This window comes from Bacillus sp. AFS017336 (assembly GCF_002555445.1).
Taxonomy (GTDB): domain Bacteria; phylum Bacillota; class Bacilli; order Bacillales; family Bacillaceae_G; genus Gottfriedia.
The window spans coordinates 53,263-76,612 of sequence record NZ_NUCO01000004.1; the positions used below are offsets into that span (position 1 = coordinate 53,263).

Annotated in this window: 25 protein-coding genes and 1 riboswitch; of the genes, 19 read left to right on the top strand and 6 right to left on the bottom strand. The window is 34.6% G+C overall.

All coding sequences use genetic code 11. The features are described 5' to 3' along the window. Positions 1–35 precede the first annotated feature (35 nt). Positions 36–854, top strand: coding sequence for a putative protein N(5)-glutamine methyltransferase (locus CN601_RS02015; protein ID WP_257131584.1), 819 nt, complete (start codon positions 36–38; stop codon positions 852–854). A gap of 98 nt (positions 855–952) precedes the next feature. Here CN601_RS02015 and CN601_RS02020 read toward each other — a convergent pair whose 3' ends face one another. From CN601_RS02020 to CN601_RS02030, 3 genes are all read right to left on the bottom strand, one after another. Then, positions 953–1,087, bottom strand: a complete 135-nt coding sequence (locus CN601_RS02020; protein WP_098169858.1) for a small, acid-soluble spore protein L — start codon at positions 1,085–1,087, stop codon at positions 953–955. Between the two features lie 83 nt (positions 1,088–1,170). Continuing rightward, positions 1,171–1,815, bottom strand: a complete 645-nt coding sequence (locus CN601_RS02025; RefSeq protein ID WP_098169876.1) for a YczE/YyaS/YitT family protein — start codon at positions 1,813–1,815, stop codon at positions 1,171–1,173. Between the two features lie 21 nt (positions 1,816–1,836). Then, a complete protein-coding gene (locus CN601_RS02030; RefSeq protein WP_098169859.1) occupies positions 1,837–2,277 on the bottom strand; it encodes a GNAT family N-acetyltransferase in 441 nt (146 codons plus the stop codon). Positions 2,278–2,393: 116 nt separating this feature from the next. On the opposite strand from CN601_RS02030, the gene CN601_RS02035 reads away from it, so the two are divergent. The 4 genes from CN601_RS02035 (at position 2,394) to CN601_RS02050 (ending at position 4,414) form a co-directional block, all read left to right on the top strand. Further along, positions 2,394–2,846, top strand: a complete 453-nt coding sequence (locus CN601_RS02035) for a MarR family winged helix-turn-helix transcriptional regulator (protein WP_098169860.1) — start codon at positions 2,394–2,396, stop codon at positions 2,844–2,846. Positions 2,847–2,864: 18 nt separating this feature from the next. After that, complete coding sequence (paiA, locus tag CN601_RS02040) at positions 2,865–3,383, top strand: spermidine/spermine N(1)-acetyltransferase (protein WP_098169861.1); 519 nt, start codon at positions 2,865–2,867, stop codon at positions 3,381–3,383. A gap of 39 nt (positions 3,384–3,422) precedes the next feature. Further along, positions 3,423–3,827 carry a GNAT family N-acetyltransferase gene (locus CN601_RS02045; RefSeq protein WP_098169877.1) on the top strand — a complete coding sequence of 135 codons (405 nt, stop codon included), beginning with the start codon at positions 3,423–3,425 and terminating at the stop codon, positions 3,825–3,827. A 284-nt stretch (positions 3,828–4,111) separates the two neighbouring features. Next, the gene (locus tag CN601_RS02050) at positions 4,112–4,414 is read left to right on the top strand and encodes a transposase (protein ID WP_098169862.1); all 303 of its coding nucleotides are present in this window, start codon (positions 4,112–4,114) and stop codon (positions 4,412–4,414) included. Positions 4,415–4,468: 54 nt separating this feature from the next. Here CN601_RS02050 and CN601_RS02055 read toward each other — a convergent pair whose 3' ends face one another. Continuing rightward, on the bottom strand, positions 4,469–6,709 hold the full coding sequence (locus CN601_RS02055) for an MMPL family transporter (RefSeq protein ID WP_098169863.1): 2,241 nt from the start codon (positions 6,707–6,709) through the stop codon (positions 4,469–4,471). 118 nt (positions 6,710–6,827) lie between these two features. On the opposite strand from CN601_RS02055, the gene CN601_RS02060 reads away from it, so the two are divergent. Further along, complete coding sequence (locus tag CN601_RS02060; protein ID WP_098169864.1) at positions 6,828–7,451, top strand: TetR/AcrR family transcriptional regulator; 624 nt, start codon at positions 6,828–6,830, stop codon at positions 7,449–7,451. 596 nt (positions 7,452–8,047) lie between these two features. After that, entirely contained in the window at positions 8,048–8,587 is a 540-nt protein-coding gene (locus CN601_RS02065; protein WP_098119906.1) for a DUF2179 domain-containing protein, read from the top strand. Positions 8,588–8,660: 73 nt separating this feature from the next. Here the strand turns inward: CN601_RS02065 and CN601_RS02070 are convergent, their stop codons facing one another. Then, positions 8,661–9,701 (bottom strand): YeiH family protein, encoded by a 1,041-nt coding sequence (locus tag CN601_RS02070; RefSeq protein ID WP_179865402.1) that lies wholly within the window; start codon positions 9,699–9,701, stop codon positions 8,661–8,663. 358 nt (positions 9,702–10,059) lie between these two features. Between CN601_RS02070 and CN601_RS02075 the strand changes: the two genes are divergently transcribed. The 5 genes from CN601_RS02075 to CN601_RS02095 all read left to right on the top strand — a co-directional run bounded on the left by CN601_RS02075 (position 10,060) and on the right by CN601_RS02095 (position 16,185). Further along, on the top strand, positions 10,060–11,574 hold the full coding sequence (locus tag CN601_RS02075) for a long-chain-fatty-acid--CoA ligase (RefSeq protein ID WP_098169866.1): 1,515 nt from the start codon (positions 10,060–10,062) through the stop codon (positions 11,572–11,574). Between the two features lie 32 nt (positions 11,575–11,606). Then, positions 11,607–12,662 (top strand): TauD/TfdA family dioxygenase, encoded by a 1,056-nt coding sequence (locus tag CN601_RS02080; RefSeq protein ID WP_098169867.1) that lies wholly within the window; start codon positions 11,607–11,609, stop codon positions 12,660–12,662. Positions 12,663–12,741: 79 nt separating this feature from the next. Further along, on the top strand, positions 12,742–14,022 hold the full coding sequence (locus CN601_RS02085) for an MFS transporter (protein WP_098169868.1): 1,281 nt from the start codon (positions 12,742–12,744) through the stop codon (positions 14,020–14,022). Between the two features lie 93 nt (positions 14,023–14,115). Continuing rightward, positions 14,116–15,114, top strand: coding sequence for a TauD/TfdA family dioxygenase (locus tag CN601_RS02090; protein ID WP_098169869.1), 999 nt, complete (start codon positions 14,116–14,118; stop codon positions 15,112–15,114). A gap of 126 nt (positions 15,115–15,240) precedes the next feature. After that, positions 15,241–16,185: an alpha/beta hydrolase gene (locus CN601_RS02095; protein ID WP_098119912.1), complete on the top strand. Its 945-nt coding sequence runs from the start codon at positions 15,241–15,243 to the stop codon at positions 16,183–16,185. 51 nt (positions 16,186–16,236) lie between these two features. Here the strand turns inward: CN601_RS02095 and CN601_RS02100 are convergent, their stop codons facing one another. Then, positions 16,237–17,010, bottom strand: a complete 774-nt coding sequence (locus CN601_RS02100; RefSeq protein ID WP_098119913.1) for an SDR family NAD(P)-dependent oxidoreductase — start codon at positions 17,008–17,010, stop codon at positions 16,237–16,239. Between the two features lie 418 nt (positions 17,011–17,428). Between CN601_RS02100 and CN601_RS02105 the strand changes: the two genes are divergently transcribed. The 7 genes from CN601_RS02105 to CN601_RS02135 all read left to right on the top strand — a co-directional run bounded on the left by CN601_RS02105 (position 17,429) and on the right by CN601_RS02135 (position 23,198). Beyond that, positions 17,429–18,715 carry an MFS transporter gene (locus CN601_RS02105; RefSeq protein WP_098169870.1) on the top strand — a complete coding sequence of 429 codons (1,287 nt, stop codon included), beginning with the start codon at positions 17,429–17,431 and terminating at the stop codon, positions 18,713–18,715. A gap of 33 nt (positions 18,716–18,748) precedes the next feature. After that, positions 18,749–18,934, top strand: a complete 186-nt coding sequence (locus tag CN601_RS02110) for a hypothetical protein (protein ID WP_098169871.1) — start codon at positions 18,749–18,751, stop codon at positions 18,932–18,934. Between the two features lie 222 nt (positions 18,935–19,156). Then, on the top strand, positions 19,157–19,414 hold the full coding sequence (locus CN601_RS02115; RefSeq protein ID WP_098119916.1) for a hypothetical protein: 258 nt from the start codon (positions 19,157–19,159) through the stop codon (positions 19,412–19,414). Between the two features lie 208 nt (positions 19,415–19,622). Then, positions 19,623–20,006: a DUF5412 family protein gene (locus CN601_RS02120; RefSeq protein ID WP_098169872.1), complete on the top strand. Its 384-nt coding sequence runs from the start codon at positions 19,623–19,625 to the stop codon at positions 20,004–20,006. Between the two features lie 189 nt (positions 20,007–20,195). Next, positions 20,196–20,302: riboswitch (SAM riboswitch) on the top strand. 83 nt (positions 20,303–20,385) lie between these two features. Continuing rightward, entirely contained in the window at positions 20,386–21,795 is a 1,410-nt protein-coding gene (mmuP, locus tag CN601_RS02125; RefSeq protein ID WP_098119918.1) for an S-methylmethionine permease, read from the top strand. Further along, positions 21,770–22,723, top strand: a complete 954-nt coding sequence (gene mmuM, locus CN601_RS02130; RefSeq protein WP_098119919.1) for a homocysteine S-methyltransferase — start codon at positions 21,770–21,772, stop codon at positions 22,721–22,723. Before mmuP ends, mmuM begins: the two co-directional genes overlap by 26 nt. A 277-nt stretch (positions 22,724–23,000) precedes the next feature. Then, positions 23,001–23,198, top strand: a complete 198-nt coding sequence (locus CN601_RS02135; RefSeq protein WP_098169873.1) for a hypothetical protein — start codon at positions 23,001–23,003, stop codon at positions 23,196–23,198. The last annotated feature ends 152 nt before the right edge of the window (positions 23,199–23,350 follow it).

The window sequence follows — 23,350 nt, forward strand, 5'->3', positions numbered from 1 at the left end:
AACGAACACCCAATAATAAACTTTATAAAGATTGGGTGGTATTTATTGTAAAGCAAAATCTAATTTATAGTAGTGATCAAATTAAAGGAAGTATTATCGAGAAACTTCGGAACGTAGGTTGTGTTTTTGCAGAAGAAGAGGCCGAGTTACTTATTTCTGAAGCTCGAACATTAGAAGAGCTTTTAACAATGGTAAAACTTCGAGAAACTGGTTCTCCTTTAGAGCATATACTAGGTTGGGCAGAGTTTTGTGGAATTCGAATCGAAGTAGTCTCAGGTGTCTTTGTTCCGCGTCGTCGCACAGAGTTTCTTGTCCAAAAGGCTGTTGAATTATCTGTACCTGGTTTCAAGGTGGTTGATCTTTGTTGTGGTTCTGGCGCAGTGGGTGTAGCGATTTCCAAAGCTGTGGAGAAGGTAGAATTGTATGCAGTCGATATTGATCCTACTGCAGTTCAATGTGCTAAACGCAATGTTTCTAAACAAGGTGGTTTCGTATTTGAAGGTGATCTTTATCATTCACTGCCTGCTCAATTACTCGGAAATGTTGATATTATAGTAGCAAACGCGCCATATGTTCCAACTGAAGCAATAAATTCACTCCCCCAAGAAGCACGACTATATGAGCCAAAAGTGGCACTTGATGGTGGTATTGACGGAAACGACATTCATCGAAGAGTAGCAGAGAAGGCGTTTTACTGGCTAGCACCAGGCGGCCACTTATTAGTAGAGTCAAGCAAAATACAAGCTCCGCAAACAATAGAGATTTTCACCCAATATGGGTTGATAGCTCAATTAATATACAATAATGAATTGGACGCTACAATCGTTATTGGTACAAAACCTACATTTACATAATAGTTTAACTGTAGACCATTATCTAGAATAGACTAAAAAAACCAGCAAAGCCCAGATACAGGGTTTCGCTGGTTTTTTCAAAATGAATAAAAAGTAGATTATTTTTTATTCGACTTTTTAGCTAAATTCTGAAGCTCACTTTGAGGCTCCGTTGAAAATTCAACGTCCTTCCCATATCCTTGTGGATTAACACTTGGAGCTTTTTGTCCTCTTCCAGTTGATTTTTTACTCATAAAATTCTCACCTCCAAGGATAGTTTTTCCTAACACTATTGATTTATGTGTTAAAGCAAACTGTATACTCAGACGGGTGCATTTTATATTGAAAGGTTTTTCTCCTTGTCAAAGCTAGACGATGTACTAGGGTGAGTTAGTACGCGGTCTAAAACTTTTTTAGTAATCGGCATAAAGAAATTAAGTATTAGCCCTCCAAAACACACTGTTAATATAGTACCAGCGCCGATTGGTCCCTTAAAAATCAATGCCATTATCAAAAATACAAGGTAAATAAATGTTTTTGATATAAATAGATTCGTTTTAGTTAATTCCTGTATGATTAATGTTAATCGGTCAACAGGAATAGGTGCGAAATTTGTGTGTAAATAGGTTGAAGTTCCTAGTCCTGAAACAATTAAACCAATTCCAAACCATATAACTTTGCTATACCATAACTCTGGGGTTAAAAAATTGTGCAATATAAAAAGCCACATATCAATACTAGCACCTGTTATAAATGCAGTTACCAGTCCTAAAAATTCTGGTCTTCGTCTTTTTAAAACTGAATTTAAACAGATTAATAGTAAGGCAATGATTATTTCCCAACTTCCCACAGTAAATCCCACATTTTTTGATAAGCCTACTAAAAGTGCATCAAATGGTCCGGTTCCAAGTTTAGATAGAATAGTGATCGAAACACCAAGTGCTAAGATTAAAATTCCTAATACAAAAAATACATATTTCATTAAACTGATTTGCTTTAACATTTAGTTGTTTGGTAATTCTTTTATCATTAGAATATGCGGGATTCCATCTTCCATAAAGATATCAGATGAAGTATGATATCCAAGTTTTTTATAGAAACCTTCTGCATAAGTTTGACCATGTAATTTAACTTTCGTAGCTTCACGTTCTTCCGCGATATCTTCTAGCGCTTTAATAATGATTTTACCAAGACCAAATTTACGGAAAGACTCAAGGATACAAATTCTTTCCAATTTACCGGCCCCATCAACAAACCTAATTCTTCCTGTTCCGACTGGTTGTTCATTGTAATGAACTAGTATGTGTTCGCAAAGTCCATCTAAAGTATCAAATTGATCAAATTCATCTTCAAGTGGTACGCCTTGCTCTTTCACAAATACATCTTTCCTAATCGAAAACGCAATCTTTAAATCCTCATCATTCAGTACTTTTGTTGCATTCATTTTAATCAGTCCTTTTAAATTAGAATGTTTTGTTGCAAATACAACAAAACTAGATTAAATTAAATATATATAAATTTTATTGCATTTACAACAAAAATGATTTTAAGGAGTTACTTATGAAAGAAATACTTCGTGAAATAGGAATGATTGCAAGGGCATTAGATTCGATTAGCAATATTGAATTTAAAGAATATGACCTTACAAAAGGACAATATTTGTATCTCGTGCGAATAGTTGAAAATCCAGGAATCATTCAAGAAAAATTAGCTGAGATGATAAAAGTTGATCGAACAACAGCTGCTCGAGCTATTAAGAAACTTGAAATTGCTGGCTTTATTGAAAAGAAAGAGGATAGCGAGAACAAAAAAATAAAAAAACTTTTTGCAACAGAACAAGGAGAAAATGTTTATCCATTTATTAAAAGAGAAAATGATTATTCCAACCTTGTTGCATTAGAGGGATTTTCAGATCATGAAGTAGAGATTGTTTTTGATCTCCTTCAGAGAGTAAGAAAAAATGTAGAAAAAGATTGGGAATTTGTAAAAAAAGGAAACAAGAGAAATTATTGATATAGGGGAGTGTCGTTTATGTCTATACAAGTAAAAAAGTGCAACCTCGAGGATTCGCACCTACTACAGGAAATCGGGTATGAAACATTTAATGAGACGTTTAAGGATCAGAATACTGAAGAAAATATGATTGCTTATTTGGAGAACGCATTTAACTTAAAACAAGTAGAAAAAGAATTATCTAATTTATCATCAAAATTCTTTTTCGTTTATTTTCATGATGAAATAGCTGGATATTTAAAGGTAAATACTAGTGATGCTCAGTCTGAAGAAATGGGTGAGGAATCACTTGAAATCGAGAGAATTTATATAATGAAGAATTATCAAAAACATGGACTAGGTAAATATTTGTTTAATACAGCTATGGAAATTGCGCTAGAACTTAATAAAAAGAAAATCTGGCTAGGTGTCTGGGAAAAGAATGAAAATGCAATTTCTTTTTATAAGAAAATGGGTTTTGTACAGACTGGTGCGCATTCATTTTATATGGGGGATGAAGAACAAATAGACTATATTATGATGAAAACATTCGAATAACTTCATTTATTGGAACGTAGTAAAGGAGCAAAAATGGGAATGACGATTAAACAAGTAGATAAAGAAGAAGTATGGGAAATTAGGCATAAAGTTATGTGGGCGGATAAGCCCTTTGATTATATAAAATTAAATGATGATGATCTTGGGATGCATTTTGGTCTTTTTAAAGAATCCAATTTAATTTCGGTCATTTCTCTTTTTATTAGTAATAGTGAATGCCAGTTCCGCAAATTTGCAACTCTTCATGAAGAACAAGATAAAGGGTATGGAAGTACTTTGTTAGACTACGTTTTAAAAGAAGTAAATAACACAGGTGTGAAGAAAATTTGGTGTAATGCCAGAATGAATAAAGCAAATTTTTATAAAAAGTTTGGTTTACAAGAAACAAATGCTAGCTTTATAAAAGATGGAAAACAATACGTTATTATGGAGAAAAATATGTAGAAGTAGATAAAAAACATTGACAATGATATTGATAATCATTATCATTTAAATATGGGCAACAGTTAATACTGACCACCCCGGTATTGATAAACGATGCCATAAAGCCTTTATATAATGAAAATTCCCCAACCCCTATTTCATACGATTTAACCAGAAAAGCTTGATTAGTCACCAAGCTTTTTTGGTGTTTTTAAGAAAGTATATTTCTTATTAACTGGATATTTAATAAAAATATGAAAATAATAATTAAATCACAACCAATTATAAATTAGAAAGGGAAGCACTTGAAAACTTTACTAGTCGTTACCATTATTATTTTCCCTATTATCATGTATGGATTAGCAAGAACCTATCCTATACTTAATACAATTTTTAATTTCATAGCAATTATTTCTTATATAGTTTTTGGTGGAATAGCATCAATATCAATTTATGACATTATAAAAAATAATGTTGTATTTATGACAAATATTCACGCCGTTTTTCTTAATATTTATTTTATTATGACTGGTTCATACTTAGGACTATACGGCCTATATCAATTGATTAATGTGACGATGAAACAAAATCTATCAAAGTCAAAATAAAGACACCACGACGCATGTTCCATAAATGGAGTTGCGTTGTGGTGTTTTTATACTTTATTTTTCCATTTGAATTTCTTGATTTGTTTCATAATCCTTTTTCGAAAGTTCGCCTGGCCAATATGCAAATCTACCTAAAACTGTAGTGATTGCTGGAACTAAAAGTGGACGAACGATAAATGTATCAATTAGGACGCCAACGCAAGTAACGATACCAAATTGGACTAATACTTGAATTGGGAGTGTTGCTAAAACTAGGAATGTACCAGCTAAGATTAAACCAGCTGATGAAATAACAGCCCCAGTTTTTGCGACTCCATTTGAAACGGCATCGCGATGGGTTTGTTTCTTTTTATTTTTCCAAATTTCAGAGACCATGAATATATTGTAATCTTCACCTAGGGCTACTAAAAATACAAATGAATATAAAGGAATCGAACCTTGTATTGCACTAGCTCCAAGACCGTAGTGAAGAATTAGCCAACCAGCACCTAATGCTGAAAGATATGATAATATGACTGTTACTATTAGGTAAATCATTGCTGTAACGGATCGTAAATAAGTTAACAACAATAATGCAATTAATCCAATCATGACCGGAATAATAACAGATTGATCTCGTTCAGTTGTATTTTTTGTATCTAAATTCGTTACTGTTTCCCCACCAATCCAGTAATGCTTATTTACTTTTTGGATTTCGTACTTGTTCAATAGATTTTTAATCTTCTTTTCAAGTTGAGGGATTCTCTCTAAACCTTTAATCGAATAAGGATTATCGACTAATGAAATTTCATATAATTGTAAGCTTTTTTGATTTTTACCTGTAATCGGTTCAGAAACTTCTTTTACGAATGAAAGTGATTCTAATTCTTTTTTAACAGGAATATCTTTATTTTCTGTATCAATAATTACTTTAACAGGTGCCAATAAACCTGATGAATAATGGTCTGATATTAAATCAAAACCTTCCCTTGAAGGCATATCTTTCGGAAATGATTGTAGTAGATCATATGTGTATTGTACTTTAGGCACAAATAGTGCTAGACCTCCTAAAAGAATGGTAGAGGCTAGTATAATTGTCCAAGGTTTATGAGTAACTAGTTTTCCTATTTTTTGATTAAATGTTATTTTGGTTTGTTCTTTTTTAATTGATTTTCCTTTTTTCTTAGCTCTTAATGATTCCATTTCTTTTGTTCTAGGAATAAAAGGATAAAATGAAACTCTACCAAAAATAGAAAGTAAGGCAGGAAGGATTGTAATTGCAGCGATACCCATAATAAGAACTGCCAAACTAAATGGAACGGCGAAACGATGAAACGCACCATAATGAGCAAATAAGAGTGTGCCTAACCCAATAACGACCGTTAAAGCACTCATCGAAATGGCCCCACTAGATTCTTTGATCGCGAGTTGCAGTGCCTTATATTTATTTTCTTCATAAAGTAAACATTCACGATATCTAGATATTAAAAATAAACAATAATCAGTACCAGCACCAAATAATAATACTGTCATGATCGAAACGGCTTGTGAATCAACTGTTATAATACCTTTTTCACCTAAAACACCTAATAAAGGGTTTACGATTCCGTATGCGAAACCAACTACTATTAACGGCACAATTGCCATAATTGGTGAACGATATAGGAGGATTAAGAAAACTAATACAAGTGATACTGTAGATAATAAAAGTTTAACATCGGCTTGTGAAAATAAACTGACAGCGTCTGTTTGAATACCTACTGGACCGGAAAAACGAACTTTTAGACCTGATTCTGATAATTTTCGTTTAACTGGGTCCTCACCCGTATTATTTTTAATTAACTTTTCTAGTTTGTTAATATTTTTTTGTAGTACTTGATCATCAGCTTTTTTATCAAAAAGAACAGCCGTAATGATTGTAGTACCATCCTCAGAAGAACTTTGTTTAATTGCCTCGGTAGGCATCAAATCATATGACGGTGAAGTTAATTGTTTTTTCAATGGCTTATTTCGAAGCGCTTTATAAACATTTTGAATGGCATTGAAATCTTCTCCATTTAGACCGTCTTTACGATTCCAAACAATTAATAAAGGGTTTCCAGAATCAGTTGGAAACTCTTTCTTAATTAACTGCTCTGCTTTTTGCGACATGGATTGCTTAGGTAGGTTATCTGCTGCATTATTTTCTACGTCATTTACAGATGGAAAAGTAAATGATAATACAACCGTTAATAAAACCCACACCAACAATGTTACCCATCTTGTGCGTTTACTACCAACAAATTTGCCCCATGAATGAAAGGGGTGATGTTTCATATGGAATTCACCTCTCGTAAAATTGATTACCATAATTATATATACTGGTCAGTTAATTATTCAAGAACTTTTAATATGATATAATGAAAAGGAATTAAAAGGTTAGGAGAGAAGCATATTGGAACAAATGAAACGTCCCCTCGGTAGACCGCCACAGGATTCTAAAAAAAAGCCTACAAAAGCAATAATCGTTGAAAATGCAATCCAATTGTTTCTTCAAAACGGATATCAATTAGTTTCAATGGATGACGTAGCTAAGAAGTGTGGTGTGACCAAAGCAACGGTTTATTATTATTATCCAACAAAAGCAGATCTCTTTACGGATGCAATGGTTCAAATGATGCTTCGAATAAGCGACCGAATTGCTGAGATTTTATCAACGGAAAAGTCTTTAAAAGAAAATCTCCACGAAATGGTTAAAGTCCATTTAAGAGCAACCTTTGAAATTGATTTAAAAACTTTTACGAAGGAAGCGAAAGTTTCTTTATCAGATGAACAATTACAACAGATGAATAACGCTGAAGAAACGATGTATAATGTGATTGAAAAAGCAATGACAACTGCAATTGAGAACGGAGAAATACCTAAAGGGAATCCAAAGTTCTATACTCAATTGTTCTTTGCAATACTATCGATTGGAAATTATAAAGACACAGATCAAAAGTCAATCTTTTCGACAATAGATGAAATGGCCGAACAAATCATTGATTTCTTTTGGAATGGAATAATGCGAAAAAAATAAAAGTTAGAAAACCCGCAGGGAATTACTATTCCTGGCGGGTTTTTTTATTGGTTTGAAGATGATTTTAAGCGAAATTACTGAAGGGCGAATCAGAATTGATGATTTACGAGTCAGTTGTAGTTAAATATTAACGAGTATTCGCATATTTCAACGAATTTCAGCAATATATCAACGAAGTTCAGCGATATATCAAAGTGTATTAGCAATATATCAACGGAGTTCAGCGATATATCAACGTGTAATAGCAATATATCAACGGAGTTCAGCGATATATCAACGGGTTTCAGCGATATATCAACGGAGTTCACAACTTTATCAACAATGTTCAAAATTTGTTCGCATAATTCAATAATTATATCTTTAGAATGTCCTTAAAGAAAAGCAGGAATTTAATTGAACAGGTTGAATTACATACTACAACTGGTAAATAATACAAAAAACAATTTAAAAAGGTAGTCGCATTGTGCATTCATTAATCCGTCATTTCTACTAGGCTTTCACTTTGATCAACCAGCAAAAATGTTTAAAAGTTAGGCTTAGGGTCAATGATTTACATAAATTTGCTTTCCAGAAATTTGAACTTTGAGGTGTCAACATTGAAAGATATTTTACTAATTTTATTATTACAATTGATTTATGTACCTGTCTTAACTTTGAGAACTATTTTCCTTGTAAAAGGATTGAGTGTGTCTGCTGCTCTTTTTGGTTTTTTAGAAGCTATTATTTATGTATTTGGATTATCACTTGTGTTTTCTGGAGACCAAAGTACATTATCAATGATTGTTTATGCGGTTGGATTTGGAATAGGTATTCTAATTGGAAGTTATGTAGAAAATCGCTTAGCGATTGGTTATACAACATTAGTAGTCAATTTAACGAATAAAAATAAATTGCTTATTAACCGACTTCGCGAGGAAGGATTCGGAGTGACGGTTTTCCAAGGTGAAGGAAGAGACAGTGAGAGGTATCACTTAGATATATTGACAAAGCGAAATAGAGAACCTGAACTTATGGATCTTATTGAGCATTATGAACCGAGTGCCTTTATTATTTCATATGAAGCGAGAAGATTTAAAGGTGGATTTTTATTAAACGCAATGAAGAAAGCAAAACATAAGAAATCGAATGTATTATAGCCACTAGTTAAATAAAAAATCAGAGAAACTGCCGTAGAGTTTCTCTGATTTTTTTTGATTTAAAGGGTAGTTGTTAAATAATAATATATGTTACAAATGATAGAAGAATTGATGTAATGATTATGGCGATCAGAGGGCGTAATGATTTTGTACGTAATTCTTTAAGGTTAATATTTAATCCTAAGCCAGTCATAGACATTGTTAAGATAAATGATGTAAAAGCAGCAATATCTGACATAGATTTATTTGATATAGGTACTTCCTTACCAAGAACATAACTCCCTACAAAACTCATGATGACAAATCCAATTAAAAACCATGGGAACTCCAGTTTTGCTTCTCCGTCTAATTTTCCTTTCTTTTTCATCCAGAATAAAAGGATAAAACAAACCGGAATTAATAGAAAAACACGTGCAAGTTTGGCAAGAAGTGCATGAGCAAGAGCATCTTGACCCGCAGGAGCAGCTGCTAAAGCAACTTGAGCAATCTCATGAAGACTTATTCCAGCCCATGCTCCATAGTCAGTTGGGCTTATTGGTAATAATGGATAGATTAAAGTATAGATGATTGAAAAAATTGTTCCAACTAATGCGATGATACCGACAGCCATTGCGGTGTCTTCATCTTTTGATTTAATGATTGGTGATACGGCAGCGACTGCAGCTGCACCACAAATTCCTGTACCAATACTTAATAATAAAGACAGATTAAGATCTGCTTTAAGCCATTTCGCTATAATCATAAGGACAACGATCGAAAATATGATTGTTCCGGCACCTCTCAGTAATAAAGGCAATCCATCATTAAAGATCACAACCATGTTCAACTTCAATCCGTACAGAATGATGGCAAATCTTAAAAGCCTTTTTGAAGAAAATTGAATACCAGCTCGTAATTTTTCAGGATATCCAAAAAATTGTCTATAAACTAGAGCAAGCAAAATGGCACATGCTAGTGGTCCTACATGATCGAATCCTGGTAACTTTGCCAATAGAAAACCTACAGCGGCTATGATGAATGTAAATGTGATTCCATATATCATAGAAACATTTAACTGTTTTGTAGGTTTTTTTTGTTGTTCAGGTTTAGTAGCAATGAGTACTTTTTGTTCCATTGTGTTCATCTCCTCGTGGGGTTCTTTATATTTATCCTATCGAATCATCTACGATAAGGAAAATAAATTATTATTATAGTTATGATAAGTAAAAACGATAGTATGCCAGTTTATAAATGCGAAAAACAAAGCATGTTTAGTTAGCCTATTGTTATTTTTATTGGTGTTTTATAAACGTTGAGTTGATACTCGCATTGATACATGATTTTCATATTAGTTAGATTTACATACAAATTAAAATCTTTAATTTTATTTCGTTTTTATTTATGAGTATACTAAACGTAGTAATATTTTTAATATTCAAAATAATTAATTTATAAAACACTTTCATGCGATTGAGAGGAGGGTAATGCACTTAATGCCTAATAACTTATATGAAAATCTAGAAGGTAGCGCTATTAATTTTCCAGAGCGTATCGCTTATCTGTATGGTGATCAGTATGCCACCTATAAGGAATTAAATGAGATGGTAAACAAATTAGCTGAAGGTTTGACTACACAAGGAATAAGTAAGGGAGATGGAGTTGCACTTTTATTAGGAAATACACCAGAATTCCTCATTGCTTATTATGGAATTTTACGAATAGGTGCATTTGTTGTACCAATTAATCCTTTGTTTACCCAAGATGAAATCAGCTACATATTAGAAAATAGTCAAGCTAAAGCCGTTATTGCACATGGCTCTGTAGAGGAGAAGTTATCAAAAGTAAAGAAACAGCTGAATAATCTTAAGCTAGTTGTTTACACCGAGGCTGAGAAACAAGATTGGACATGGAAGCAACTTATGGAAACGAGCACAAATGAAAGTGTAAGTCCGTCTGTTGATCAAGAAGACCTAGCAGTAATTTTGTACACATCTGGTACCACAGGCAAACCAAAGGGTGCGATGTTAACGCACCGAAATTTAGCATCAAATGCAGATTCCATTTCAAAATTGCTCGAACTTGATCATAGTGACAGGGTTGTAGCTGTTCTTCCAATGTTTCATGTTTTCTGTATGACAGTGTGCTTAAATGCACCAATTGCCTGCGGAGCAGCCATAGTCATTCAGCCAAAGTTTAGCCCAGGTGATGTGGTTAATACAATTCGAGAAAGAAAAGCAACAGTGTTTGCAGGAGTACCTACGATGTACAACTTTATGAATCAATTACCAAATGCTACGTCTGAGGATTTTATATCAATTCGAGTTTGTATTTCAGGTGGTGCCTCAATTCCTATTGAGCTGTTACATAATTTTGAAAACAAGTTTAAGGTTTCAATTTTAGAAGGATATGGACTTTCGGAAACAGCACCTCTTGTGTCGATTAATCCTTTAAAGGGAACTAGGAAACCAGGATCGATTGGCCTGAATATTCCTGCTGTAACAAGCAAGGTTGTCGATCAGTTTGGTGAAGAATTACCAAGAGGTGAAGTCGGAGAACTAATTGTTCAAGGACCAAATGTCATGAAGGGATATTTAGGAATGCCCGAAGCTACATCACTAGCTTTTAAAGATGGTTGGTTTTACACCGGTGATCTCGCAACAATGGATGAAGAAGGTTATATCTATATTGTTGATCGCAAGAAGGACATGATTATCGTTGGTGGATACAATATATACCCGCGTGAAGTGGAAGAAGTTCTATATCAACATCCCGCAGTTGTAGAGGCGGCTGTTGTTGGAATACCAAATGAAGAATACGGAGAAAGTGTAAAGGCTTTCGTTGTAATTAAGGATGAACAGTATACCGAAGCTGACATTATTCAATTTTGTAAAGTTAGGCTAGTAAAATACAAGATCCCAAGCTATGTAGAATTTTTTAAAGAGCTGCCAAAGAATTCAACAGGGAAGATTCTTCGCAGAGAGTTAAGGAAATTGACTGAAGTTAAGTAAGAAAATAATAGTTCACTAAGGGAGGATTACTTATGTCAACAATATTAAAAGAAAAGGTTAAAGGCTCAGTAGCATGGAAAGGAACAGACCTAGCAAAGGATGAATCATGGATTTATTATTTAACCGAAGAAACAATTGTTGAGCTTGAAAATGCGCTAGCACATGTAAAGCAAAAGGGACTAACTGCGCCAAATTTTAACAAAGAGGACTTCCCAATTACGAATCTGGTAGATGAAATCGATTATTTTGTTGAAGAACTTGAGAATGGGAGAGGATTTCTATTAATTCGCGGATTACCAATTGAAAGGTATACAGATGAAGAAGCAAGCATCATTTACTGGGGTCTTGGTCTACACATGGGCACTCCAGTTTCGCAAAATGCTAATGGTGATCTTTTAGGACACGTTAGGGATCAAGGTCTTAGTTTAGAAAATTCCAATGTACGTGGCTACCAAACGAAGCTACATCTTCCTTTTCATGCTGACGGCTCTGACGTTGTTGGTTTGCTAAGTCTTCGAAAAGGGAAATCCGGCGGATACAGTAGCATTATAAGCTCAATGGCAGTTTACAATGAAATTTTAGAGAGGAACCCTGAATATTTAGGAATTCTTTGTCGTCCATTTAACTTTGATCGACGCGGAGAGGAAGCTCCAGGAGAATCACCAGTCTTTACATCACCAATCTTTAGTTTCTATGATGGGAAATTAAGTTGCCGTTACGTTCGTTTATTTATTGAATCAGCACAAGCAAAAACGGGTATCCAACTATCCAAAGTTGAAATTGAAGCATTAGATTTACTGGATTCTCTTCTACATGATGACAATCTACATTTTAATATGATGCTAGAGCGTGGTGATATGCAATTCGTAAATAATTATACGGTTCTTCACTCACGTACTCAATACGAAGATTACGAGGAACTAGATCAAAAACGTCATTTATTAAGACTATGGTTAACGATGCCGAATGGACGTGAAATCTCTCCAGACTTTGCGATGTTTATTGATGAAAACACAGGAAAACCAGGGCGTGGTGGTGTACCCGCTCGTAATAAAACAGCTGGTGGTATTGTTGAAACATTAAAGTAATTTTAGTGGTAATAATTGTGAGCACCTTTTCTGTTATTGAAAGGGTGTTCCTTAAATAGGAAAAGTGAGGATCTATTTAATGTCAAAAACTCCAAAATACGCCTGGATTATCTTATTATTTCTAGTTCTTTCCGGCATGATCAACCAAGTTGATAAAATTATCATTGGATTGGTTTCCGTACCTATCATGAAAGAGTTGCATTTAAGTCCGACGCAATGGGGAGTAGTAGGAAGTTCATTCTTTTGGTTCTTCACTTTCTCTTCAATCATACTCGGAGGAATGGCAGACACGAAAAATACGAAAAAAATGTTAACGTGGTTGTCATTGGTTTGGTTAATTGTACAATTTGCTACGCCTTTTGCCTCTAGTTTGACGTTGCTATTGTTAACAAGGATATTTTTGGGGATAGGTGAAGGACCGGCACCAGCTCTTTCTACAGCTATTATGGGAAAATGGTTTCCTAAACATAGACATGGTATTGGCTTTGGAGCTGTTCTCTTAGGTACGACTGGGGGTTCGGCAATTGCTTCACCACTTTTAATATCTTTAATCGATAAACATGGTTGGAAATCAGCATTTCTAGCGATGGGTGTACTTGGACTGATTGTGCTAGTTTTCTGGTTAATTTTAGGTAAAGAAAATCCTGAATCAGCTGTCCATTCAGCAGAGATTCATTCAACTAGCCTACCAAAGGTTTCAATGCGTCAGTTTCTTCCGCATCTTCTTTCTAAAAATTTTGTATTGACCGTTTTATGCGGAGGTTGTGCATATTGGTTATTGTCTGTTCAAGCAGTATGGTTTCCAGCTTATTTTACAAAAATCCAGCAATTTAACGGTCAGACATTAAAACTAGCTATATCACTACCATTTCTTTTTGCAGCCTTTTGCCAAATTGGATTCGCATTGCTATCAGATCAGCTTTACCGCAAAACAGGAAATATTCGAAAAGCCAGAACTAATTTAGCTGGTCTTATGATGGTGTTATCCGCTTTATGCTTATATTTAGCGATTACCGTGAAATCAGCTACTATGTCGATACTCTTCTTTACCCTTGCACCTGGCTTTGCGTATGTCATTTTATCACTTGCACCTGCTATATTAATGGAGTTTTTTTCTCCGCAAAACATTGGAAAGGCACAAGGAGCATTTATTGCTCTTTCCAGTACAACAAGTATTATTGCTCCTTTAGTCTTTGGCTACCTGATTCAACACGCAGTAACTCAGTCATTAGGATATCATTATGCGTTTCGAGTATCTTCTCTAGGGATGCTGATTATCGGGATAGTATTTTGGCTAGGAGTAGGTCCGATAAATCGAAGACAGTCAATAAATGAATCAGGTGAACAAATGAGTAGTTAGTGATTATCCGGAAGTTTACGAAGTTGAAAATAATATTTTAATAAAATGGAAGTTATTAAATTAGTACTATTCAATTTTAAAGGAGGAACTTTGATGACAACTATCTTAAATGAAAAGATTCAGGGACGATCAGCGTGGAAAGGTATCGAACTTGCTAAAGATGATTCATGGATTTATTTTTTAACCGACAAAACGATTGCTACTCTTGAGAAGGCCGTATTACAAGTTCAACAAAGAGGCCTAAAAGCACCAGATTTTAAAAAGGAAGATTTTCCAATTTCTGAATTAGTTGATGAGGTGAAGTACTTTGTTGATGAGTTAGAGAATGGGAGAGGGTTTTTATTAATTCGTGGGTTGCCGATGGACCGTTATACAGACGAAGAAGCGAGTATCATTTATTGGGGACTTGGACTACATTTAGGACTACCGATTATCCAAAGTAAAAGTGGGGAACTTCTAGGTCATATTAAAAATGTAGGTAAAGATTTTAACGATAACACAAAAGTGCGTGGCTACCAAACGAATGTGCATCTTGATTATCATACAGATCTTGCTGATGTCGTTGGATTACTATGCCTTCGCAAAGCAAAAGCTGGTGGTCTAAGCAGTATCGCAAGTGCAATGTCCATTTATAATGAAATTTTGGAGAAGCATCCAGAGTATTTGGAAATTCTATATCGTTCATTTGCCCATGACCTTCGTGGAGAAGAGACGCCTGGACAATCTCCAGTAGTTCATTCACCTATCTTTAGCTATTACGATCGTAAATTAAGCTGCAGGTATATTCGTCAATATGTTCAATCAGCTCAATTAAAAACAGGTATTCATTTAACAGAAGAAGAAATCAAGGCATTTGATTTTATCGATTCGCTTACTCATGATAAAAACTTCCATATTGATATGATGATGGAACCAGGTGACATGCAATTTGTAAATAATTATACTGTTTTTCATTCACGTACTCATTTTGAAGATTACGAAGAAGACCATAAAAAACGCTACTTATTAAGGCTGTGGTTAATGATGCCAAATGGACGAAAAATTGCACCGGATTTCGAATTTTATATTGGTGGAGCACCTATAAGAAGATAAACAATTTGGTGATTTTATTCAAAGGTTTAGTCGTGAATAAAATCACCATTTTCTAATTCTTACGGTTTTCGATACGCGAAAAAATCTGGAATAACTGTTAAATAAAAAATGTGAGGATGATGTTCTTTGGTAAATTTAGATCCACAAGCAGAGTTGTTTTTACAGGGAATCAAAAAGATGCCAGCTATTCATGAGATGGAACCTAAGATTGTAAGAGAAATGCTATCAAATTTACCACGCCCTCTTATAGAACTAGCACCGCTTTTTAAGGTAGAGGATTTGATGGTGCCAGTAAGCGGGAATGAAGAAATAAAGTGTAGAGTATATATACCAGAAGGACAAGGCCCTTTTCCAATATTTATATACTATCATGGTGGAGGATGGGTTCTTGGCGATATTGATACAACCGATGCTAGCTGCCGATTAATTGCTAATCGAACGGGAAGTATTGTAGTATCCGTTAACTATCGTCTTGCGCCTGAGTATAAATTCCCGACGGCAGTAGAAGACGCATATACAGCATTAAAATGGTTTTATGAAAAAGGGACTTCCTTTAACGGAGATGTCTCTAAATTGATTGTTGGAGGGGATAGTGTAGGGGGGAATCTTGCGACGGTTGTGACGATGATTGCAAGAGACAGAAAAGGTCCCAACATTACTGCGCAGGTTTTAATTTATCCTCCGACGAATCTTGAGTTCAATACAGAATCACATCAAAAGTTTGCAAAAGGATTTGGTTTAGATAGAGAACAGCTAATATGGTTTCGAAATCATTATTTAAAGAATGAAGAAGACAGTAGTAATGAGTATGCCTCTCCTTTGACTGCAAGTGATTTAAGTGGACTTCCACAGGCGTTAATCATTACTGCGGAAAATGATGTACTCCGTGACGAAGGAATGGCTTATGCTAGACGACTGAGAGAATTTGATGTGCATGTTGAATATGCTTGTGAAACGGGAATGATCCACGGCTATTTTGCCCATATGGCTATTTTTCCTAACAACATAGAATCAACTGTTTCTAAAATAAATCATTTCTTAAGTACTGCAAATTATTCGCTAGAGTACTAAAAAAACGAGCCTCGTGGAAGTAAGAGGCTCGTTTCTTATGTATAAACTTTTTTAGAAATAAACTGTATTTCCAATGCCGCCAGTTACCGGGATTACTTCACCAGTAATTGATGCAGATAATGGAGAGGCAAGGAAGGTAACCACGTTAGCGATTTCCTCTGATGTAATTAAGCGTCCAAGAGAATTAAGAGCTTCTACTTGTTTTATAGCTTCTTTACTAGAGACACGGTCTCTAAAAGCTTCTGTATCAACAACCCCTGGGTAAATAGCATTCACATTAATTCCGTGTTTTCCTAATTCCATTGACGCAGATTTAGTTAAATGAACGACAGATGCATTACGTGGTCCAGAACTAAAGTAGTTACCACCAATTCTAGCAGCTAGTCCACTAATATTAATAATCCGTCCCCATTTATTTTCAATCATATAAGGAGCGACAGCGCGGATACAGCGGAAGTAACCCATATATTTTTCTTCAAAATCTTTTAAAATAAGTTCTTCTTTAATACTATTAAAATCCTCAGGCTCATGTCCACCAACTCTGGCACCACTATTTATTAATATATCGATGCTTCCCATTACTTCTACTGATTTTTCTACTAGATTGATAATAGAGTCTGGATCTGTAGTGTCAGCGACGATCGGATAAATCGTTTGATTTGTTTCCTGGGTAAGCTCCTCTGCTGTAATTCTTAATGTGGATTCATTTCTTGAACATATTGTGCAATCTACGCCCTCTAGAGCTAGTTGGCGTGCAACAGCTTTCCCAATACCACGGCTACCGCCAACAATAAGTGCCTTTTTTCCCGATAATTTTAAGTCCATTGTTTAGCCTCCAGTTCTCATTCACTAGTAATAATCTAAAAGATTTACTTTAGTTTCTACTTTAATTCTACCTATAAATAATATTTATATAAAATTAAAGATTTTAATTTGTAGTTTAATTGTGCTAATATACAAGTTGGATTTTAAATTTTTCATCGAGAAGTATTATTCCGTATATTAGTAGTATTGACATGTAAGTTAAAAAGTTTAATTTTATTTAACTGAAAATTATGAATATAATAAATATAATAAATGTCGCAATCTATTTTAAAGCTATTAAAAAGAAAAAGGGAGGATGGTCAACACGGTAGATTATTGATGGAGAAAATGATGCTATATTTTGTAAGCGCTTCATTATATGACGAGTTGTCTAGTAAAAGATGTTCAAACATTAAGTAGGTGAGAAAGGAAGATCTATTTGAACACACCAAAATATTCTTGGATTATTTTATTAATTCTAGTTGCTTCGGGTATGGTTAACCAAGTTGATAAAATTATCATTGGTTTAGTTTCCGTACCTGTAATGAAAGAATTACATTTAAGTCCATCCCAATGGGGTGTGGTTGGAAGTTCATTTTTTTGGTTTTTTACGATATCATCTTTTGTTCTTGGTGGCTTAGCTGATTCGAGAAATACGAAAAAAATGTTTACTTGGATTATGCTTGTATGGTTAGTTGTTCAATTTACAACACCTTTAGTATCAAGCGTTTCTCTATTAATGTTCTCAAGAATGGTTTTAGGAGCAGGAGAAGGTCCAGCTATTTCTATTTCAACTTCAATAATAGGTAAATGGTTTCCAAAACATCGACATGGTATTGGTTTTGGTGCAGTTTTATTTGGTGCAACAATCGGACCGGCAATCGCTTCTCCAATACTAATCTCCTTAATCAATAAACATGGTTGGAGAGCTGCTTTTGTAGCGATGGGTACGGTAGGGTTTATTGTTCTACTTTTATGGATGTTTTTCGGAAAGGAAAGTCCAAAAGATATTGGGATGCCTACATATGAACAACAGGATCAAAACACAGTAATCCCTAACAAAGTTTCATGGAAGCAGTTTTTTCCACATATTTTCTCTAAAAATTTTATGTTTACGGTAATTTGTGCAGGATGTGCTTATTGGCTATTGTCTGTGCAATCGGTTTGGTTTCCAGCATATTTTTCAAAAATTCAACATTTTGAAGGCAAAACATTAAAATTGGCAGTATCTTTACCATTCCTCTTTGCTGCTATTTGTCAAATTGGAGTTGCCCTAATTTCCGATCGTATTTATCGCAAAACAGGAGATATTCGCAGGAGCAGAATAAATCTTGCAGGTAGTTCAATGGTTTTATCAGGTATTTGTTTATACATTGGAAGTATCGCGGATTCAAGTGGTATTGCCATTTTTTGCTTCATCCTTGCACCGGGCTTTGCGATTGTGATTTTATCGCTCGCACCAGCAATGCTTATGGAGTTCTTTTCTCCTAAAAATATCGGGAAAGCACAAGGGACGTATGTTGCTCTATCAAGTTCAACAAGTATTATTGCCCCAGTAATATTCGGCAACTTTATAGAAAAGTCTGCATCCGAGGCAATTGGGTATGGATATGGGTTCCTAATAACCGCATTAGTTATGTTTGTTTTTGGATTATTATTTTGGATTACAGTACGCCCAGCGAAACAAACTAATGCTACTGTAAATATCGGTGAACAAGTCATTTAATCATAAACATAATTTAATTGAGGAGGAAAATACATGTGCAAATTTAAAAAAGACATTAATGGGATCGATTGTTGTGTAGAATGTAATGAAGAATTATCCATTATGGAGCGAAATCGCAGTAATTGTTGGAGTTGTCAAGATAAGGTAACCGAAACATACTCAGACGATCATATAGAAATGGAGGATAAAGTAAGAACTGCAAAACAGATTAATTTTTGAAAATAAAAGGATATAGTTTTTAAGAGGACCCTACTACCCTATTAAAAACAATATGAAAGAGAAGCTCTGCATTCAATTTGAATGTAGATGCTTCTCTATTTTTAATTTGCCTCTGTTTAAGTGGATGATTTTCTTATTCAAGTACATGGAAGTTTATGGAACAGGGATTTCAGTAAATCATGCCGAATAATATCTAGTAAATTAATACTTAAGGAGAAAAAAATGAAAAAGATTATCAAATATGTAGTATTATCACCCATAATTTTTTATTTACTTTTAATACTTTTAGTAAAATGTGGATTTGACGAGTATAATGCATTTGGTTTTACACTTTCAATATTTTTAGGTGCTATTATTGGTCTATTAGTAATGATTTATAAAAGACTTTCAAAAGATACACTAGAAACTGATAAAGTAAAAGCTGCTTATGATCATTACCGGAAAGAAAAAGGAGTTAAAAATCAACTAGAGGAAATTTAATGAACTCTTATACGACTAACACAATGCTTTAGTTGAACAACGTGATCGATGATATTGTCGGTCTTTTTTTATTGTACAAAATGGCAGTTTAGATAGATGAAAGAGGCTTAGAAATATAGTTAAATAATCTGCAAAAGAAGGAAAAATTTTCCTCTAAATAGAAATGAATATACTTAGATATCAATTTTTATAGGGAGAATTTTAAATTATGATTAAACGAAAAGTAGTCATATACACTATTATTGTAATTTCTGTATGCATTAGTGCTTTTTATTTTTTAAATTCTAATCAGACAAACTCAATTACAGCATTGGAGGATGTCAATGTTAAAAACCTTGATATAATTAAACAAATTGAATCTCCTGACAAGAAACATAAACTAACGATTTATTTAAATGGCGGAGTATTTATGAAGTCAGATTATAGTTATATTGGTCAGTTGAGTTCTAAAGACAAGAAGGAAAAAGAAAGATTTATATTGTGGTTACCAGGTGAACCTTTTAGTATTCAATGGATCAATAATAAAGAAATATTAGTGAATCAGAACCAAATTAATATCAACAGTGAAACCTATGATTTCAGAAATATGTAAAGTCTTATTGAGCTAACGCAGTGCATTAGTTCAATAACAATCGGCTGCTTCGGCGGCCGTTTTTTATTCAACAAAATGGCAGATTAGTTGCATAAGATATGATAATAAGTTAATAATTAATAATTTTTTAAAAAAACAGAATTATCTTGACAATTATCGAATGGATTGATATGGTTATAAAAAAAATATTTCTTATCCAGAGAGGTGGAGGGACTGGCCCTTTGAAGCCTCAGCAACAGGTCTACTTAAGTAGACACTGTGCTAATTCCAGCGGGTGATAACCTGATAGATGAGAGCTTTCGTTTTTATTTGTCAGTAGCGCACTCTTTTTTAGAGTGCGTTTTTGTTTTTTCTGGATAGTAACTAAAGGAGAGTAGGAATGGGGAACAAAAATGGGCAAGAATTTCAAAGGAACATGCAAGCACGTCATTTAGTCATGCTATCACTTGGTGGGGTGATTGGAACTGGCTTATTCTTAAGCTCGGGCTACACTATTCAACAAGCTGGCCCGTTTGGAACAATACTATCCTATCTGATTGGTGCGCTAGTGGTTTATCTAGTTATGCTGTGTTTAGGAGAGCTTTCCGTACATATGCCTGAAACTGGCTCATTTCACAGTTATGCAGTTAAATACATTGGACCGGCTACAGGGTATACAGTAGCCTGGTTGTATTGGTTAACTTGGACTGTTGCTTTAGGTTCTGAATTTACAGCCGCAGGATTACTTATGAAGCGATGGTTTCCATCGATTAATGTTTGGATATGGAGTGCTATTTTTGCCATTTTGATCTTTGTATTAAATGTCATGACTGTTAAATTTTTCGCCGAATCAGAATTTTGGTTTTCATCGATAAAGGTTATAGCTATTGTGATTTTTATTGTTTTAGGAGCAGCGGCAATGCTAGGGTTTCTTCCGATGAGTCATTCAAAAGCAGCACCATTATTTTCTAATTTTACAAGTGGAGGTTTATTTCCTCATGGTGCTACGGGCATTATAATGACCATGCTTGCGGTTAATTTTGCTTTTTCGGGAACAGAATTAATAGGCATTGCAGCTGGAGAAACCGCGAACCCGGAAAAAATGATACCGAAGGCCATTCGAACTACTCTGTGGAGATTGATCATCTTTTTTGTAGGAACGATTTTTGTTTTATCTGCGTTATTGCCTATTTCCGATGCTGGTGTATTAGAGAGCCCTTTTGTTGCAGTTCTAGAACGAATTGGGGTGCCATATTCAGCTGACATAATGAATTTCGTTATCTTAACAGCTATTTTATCTGCGGCAAACTCAGGCCTTTATGCCTCTTCTAGAATGCTTTGGTCACTTGCTAATAAGAATACGATATCTCCGATTTTTGGAAAAATGACGAAGCAAGGTGTTCCAATTAACGCCGTCATTTTCAGCATGGTGGGTGGAGCTTTGGCTTTGCTCTCAAGTATTGTGGCACCAGATACTGTCTATATCGTACTTGTTTCCATTTCCGGTCTAGCAGTAGTTGTAGTTTGGATGAGTATTAGTGCTTCCCAGTTCCTATTTCGCAGACAATTTTTGAAAGAAGGAAATTCTGAAAAGGACTTGATTTATCGCACACCACTGTATCCATTAGTACCAATTGCTTCTTTTATCCTTTGTCTGGCATCGTGTATTGGAATTGCATTCGATCCAACACAGAGAATTGCCTTATATTGCGGCATACCGTTTATTTTGTTTTGCTATGGAAGTTATTATCTAACAAAAAATTTAAAAAAGAGGGGCGTAGATTATGTCGAACAAAGTCAATCCAATTGATGCTATTTTATCCCAACATTCCATTATGCTTCTTGACGGAGCATTAGCTACAGAATTGGAGGCGCATGGATGTAATTTGGACGATCCCCTTTGGTCGGCACGTGTGTTACTAGAAAATCCGGAACTTATTTATCAGGTTCATTCGGACTATTTTCGTGCTGGTGCGGACTGTGCCATAACAGCAAGCTATCAAGCTACTATTAGTGGTTTTTCCGCGCGTGGAATACAAGAACAGGAAGCTTTGGAATTAATTAAGAAAACGGTGTTACTTGCAAGAAGGGCAAGAGATGATTTTTGGAAGGAAAATAAGCAAACGAATAGGCCTAAACCATTGGTTGTTGCATCGGTTGGGCCGTACGGGGCTTACCTTGCAGATGGTTCAGAGTATGTAGGCAACTATGGTGTGACAGATAAAACATTAGCAGACTTTCACCGTTCGAGAATGTCAGCGTTAATTGAAGCAGGTGCAGATCTATTGGCATTTGAAACGATCCCTTCCTTGCAAGAAGCAAGAGTATTAGATACATTATTACGTGAGTATCCAGAAACATATGCGTGGCTTTCCTTTTCGTTAAAAAATGAGAAAGAGATTAGTGAAGGTATGAAACTCGTAGAGTGTGCACGAGTTTTTGAGAAAAGTGAACAAATTGTAGCGATAGGCATCAATTGTGCGCCAGTAACCGTTGTGACTGGTGCAATACAAGAGTTGAGGGCAAACACCAAAAAACCGATTATTGTTTATCCAAACTCTGGTGAAACTTATAATCCAGAAACAAAAACATGGAATGGTCATGAACAATGTAATGTGTTGGATATTCAATCTGAAGAATGGTACCAAGCAGGTGCACGTTTAATAGGTGGATGCTGTAGAACGACACCTTATCATATTGAGGAGATATCGAACAAGTGGCGTTCTTCCGAGTATTGAACCAATTGAAGGTGAAGCGTAATTAAAGATAACAAAGAGGTTAATTTAGTTATTCAAAAAATAGTTCATATTTCTGAAAGTTATTGAACTAACGCATGCTTTAGTTCAATAACAATCGGCTGCTTCGGCGGTCGTTTTTTTATTCAACAAAGTGGCAGTTTAATTGAACAGAATTAGTAAAGTTTTTTTATTCGGAATCCGAAAAATATGGTAAGTTTATATCATGTTACATAACAATATCGAATTACTTTTTGAAGGGAAAAAAGGGGAATCAACCATGAATAATTTAAAGACTATATTTTCAATCGAATGGAAAAGAATGGGAATTATTTTGCTATTTACTTTAGTGGTAGTTACAAAATGGTCAGAACATGATTACGATTTTTACTTTTGGTTGGTTTTATTCTCGTTAATTATTTCTATATTTGTTGCAGTTTTCAATGTTACACAAATATATAAAAGAACAGATTTATAAGGATTTCTTATACAACTAACGCACTGCGTTAGTTGTATAACTTTTTAATTAAATCAACAAAAGGGACTGTATACGCTCGTCATTGCCAACAGTACAAACAATATCAAAATAAATAGTAAACCGTTCGAAGTCGCATCTCAGTCAACTTCTTC